Here is a 3,546-nt window from a genome sequence, read left to right on the forward strand (position 1 = left end):
ACCTGCGCGAACGCCCCGCACAACAGCTCCTCCTGGAGCGACACCGGACCACGACCCACACCACCCGCGTACTCAGGGGCCGGCAGAGCCTTGCGGTCCAGCTTCCCGTTCACGGTGAACGGCAGCGCGTCCAGGACCACGACGGCCGAGGGCACCATGTGCTTCGGCAGCCGGGAACCCGCGAACGCCATTACCTCGGCAGGAAGACCCTCGGCGCCCTCAACCGGCACCACGTAGGCGACCAGACGCACGTCGCCCGGCACGTCCTCACGCGCGATCACCGCCGCCTGCGCCACGTGCGCATGCCCCGCGACCACCGACTGGACCTCACCCGGCTCAACCCGGAAACCACGGACCTTCACCTGCTCATCCGCACGACCCACATACTCAAGCCGGCCATCCGCAGTCCACCGCGCCACGTCACCACTGCGATACATCCGCGCACCCGGCTCGAACGGACACGCGAGGAACCGCTCCGCTGTCACGCCCGCCCGACCCACATAACCACGCGCAACACCCGCACCCGCGATGTACAGCTCACCCGCCACACCCACCGGAACCGGCCGGAGCCGGCCATCCAGCACATACAACCGCGTATTCGCGATCGGACGCCCGATCGCAACCGACTCACCGACCTCATCACCCGCACGAACCTCAAGAACACAGCACCCGACCACCGTCTCCGTCGGACCGTACTCATTGACCACCACCGAACCGGGCGCCCGCTCCAGCCACGCACGCACCGAAGCACCCGTCAACGCCTCACCGCCGACCACCACCGTGCCGGCCATCTCCGCGGCCTCGGCATCCGAAAGCAGCTCGCTCAGCAGCGGAAGATGACCCGGTACGACCTTCACCAGGCCGAACCCGGCAGACTGACGCACCACCTCCGCCAGACCCTCGGCTCCGCCCTCACGACTGACCACCACAGGCGAGCCCGACACCAGCGGCACCAGCACACTGGTCACCGTCAGGTCGAACGCCAGCGAAGAATGCAGCGGCGCACCACCCTCGGTCCCATACGCACCCGCCGCCCAGCGCACATAGTTCGCGAGACCGCCATGGGTCACCACTACACCCTTGGGCCGGCCCGTCGAACCCGACGTGAACATCACATACGCCGCGGACTCCGCCAGCACCACCCGATCCGGGACCACCCCGCTTAGAGCCGCGAGCGCAGCCACCGTCCCCGGCTCGTCCAGCACCACCCGCGTCACACCTTCAGACAGCACACCCTCCACCGCAGATGCGGCAACCACAGCCACCACACCAGCGTCATCGAGCATGAACGCCACCCGCTCCGCCGGATACTCCGGATCCACCGGCAGATACGCACCACCGGCACGCCACACCGCGAGGATCGACACGACCATGTCGACGCCACGCGGCAGACACAAAGCCACCAACGACGCCACACCCACACCCAAGCCCACCAGGTGCTCAGCCAGTCGGCTCACCCGCGTGTCCAACTCCGCGAACGACACCTCCACACCGTCAGCAACCACCGCCACCGCACCCGGTGACCGCACCACCTGCTCCTCGAACAACCCCGGCACCAACACCCCGCCGAGATCAACCGCAGTGTTGTTCCACTCCACCAGCAGCCGACGACGCTCCATGTCATCCACCACGTCAACCGAGCTCAGCGGAAGGTCAGTACCACTGTCGAGCGCCGTCTCCCAGGCATCTGCGAGTTTGGTGACGGCAGTGCGGAGCAGCATGCCCACGGCTCGCGGGTCGATCGGAGCCACCGCGTCCACGGCGAGCCCGAGACTACTGCCGTTGTCGTCCACCGAGACGGTCAACGGATAGTTGTTGGCCTCCCGCGAGTAGACCGTACGGATGCCCAGGACGTCAGCGGGCCCGTCCGGCACCGCCGGCAGCCCCGCGTTGTGGCGGTAGTTGAAGAGGGAGGTGAACAGCGGGGTGTCAGCCGGCACACCACTCGCCTGTTGAGCCAGTACCAGCGGCGCCTGTTCGTGCCCCAGCAGACCGGCGAGCTGGCCTCGCATCGCATGCAGCGACTCCAGTGCACCGAGGTCGTTGGTACGCACCCGTACCGGGAGCGTATTGATGAACGGACCCGGGACCCGCTCGGAACCCGCTCCTGAGTTCATCCGGCCGAACAGAACGGTGCCGAAGACCACGTCGTCACGGCCGCTGAGGACGCCGAGCACTCGCGCCCACGCCACGTGCATCAGCGTCGCCGGGCTGGTGGCCGCTCGGCGCGCGACCTCGCGTAGCCTTTCGCCCAGCCCCTCTTCCAGGACGATCCGTTCCCGGACCGATTCGGCTCCGTCACCGCGCACGTCGACCTGTCCGTAAGGGGCGGTCGGTTCGGTCACGTCTCCGAGCAGGTCGGCGAAGTACCGCTCGTGCTCCGAGCGTTCCAGCCCGTTCCGGGAATGAGCCACGAAGGTCCGGAACGGCAGCGGGTCCGGCAGTTCGCCGCCGCGGCCGGTGAGGAAGGCATCGACCTCGCGGAGCAGCACTTCCAGCGCCGTGTGGTCCTGCGCCATGTGGTGCACCGTCACCAGCGCGAGCCAGCGGTTCGCGGCGGGCTCTGCGGCGGCGATGTGAATGTTGATCAGGGGTGCCCGCCCCAGGTCCACGGTGAGACCGTCGGCGGCCAGCAGCTGGTCGACGGGCGCCGGTCCCTCCGGGTCGATCGACAGCTCGGCCACCGGGAGTTCTGCGCGTCGCCAGACGACCTGAACCGGCTCGCGCAGGCCTTCCCACACGATCGACGTACGCAGGATGTCGTGGCGGTCCACCACCTGCTGGAGCGCTCCCAAGAAGGCGTCCAGCAGAGGGCGGGTGTCGAATTCCAGGACGGTCGGCAGGACATAGGCGTCCTCACCGCCGTCGGCCAGCAGGTGGTGGTAGAGCAGACCTTCCTGGAGCGGGGCCAGGGGATAGATGTCCGCGACGTTGGCCGCGCCGCCCTCGACCGTCGCGACGACACGGCCGATCTCCTCCTCGGTCAGTTCGACCAGCGGCAGCATCGCCGGGGTGATCTCGGCCGCGTCCACGGGAATCAGGTTGTCCGGAATGACCACCTGCTCCCCGCCGACCGCGGCAGCGGCGAGCCCGGCCGGGGTCGGCGACTGGAAGAGAGCCCGCACCGACACCGACACTCCACGCTCACGCAGCCGCTCCACCAGCCGTATCGCCAGCAGCGAATGTCCGCCCAGCGCAAAGAAGTCGTCGTCCACGCCGACACCGTCCAGGCCCAGGACGTCGGCGAAGACCGCGCAGAGCACCTCTTCGCGGGCGTTGGCCGGCTCACGTCCGGAACCCGACACATACTCCGGGGCGGGCAGGGCCTTGCGGTCCAGCTTCCCGTTCACCGACAGCGGCAGCGTCTCCAGCACCACCACAGCCGACGGAACCATATACGCCGGCAACCGCCCGGCGACGAAGTCCCGGACCGAAACCTCGAGCTCACCCGCACAGCCGGCCGCGACGACATACGCGACCAGACGCTTGTCCCCCGGCACATCCTCACGCGCCACCACGACAGCCTGCGCGACACGCGGATGCGCG

General features: G+C 68.6%; 1 protein-coding gene. It reads right to left on the minus strand.

What is annotated here, in order from left to right:
- Positions 1-3,515: non-ribosomal peptide synthetase (locus ABT084_RS37745; protein WP_351054336.1), on the minus strand; the 3,515-nt coding region annotated here is incomplete at its 3' end.
- Between the last annotated feature and the right edge of the window lie 31 nt (positions 3,516-3,546).

The organism is Streptomyces sp. NPDC002138, assembly GCF_040296485.1.
GTDB lineage: Bacteria > Actinomycetota > Actinomycetes > Streptomycetales > Streptomycetaceae > Streptomyces.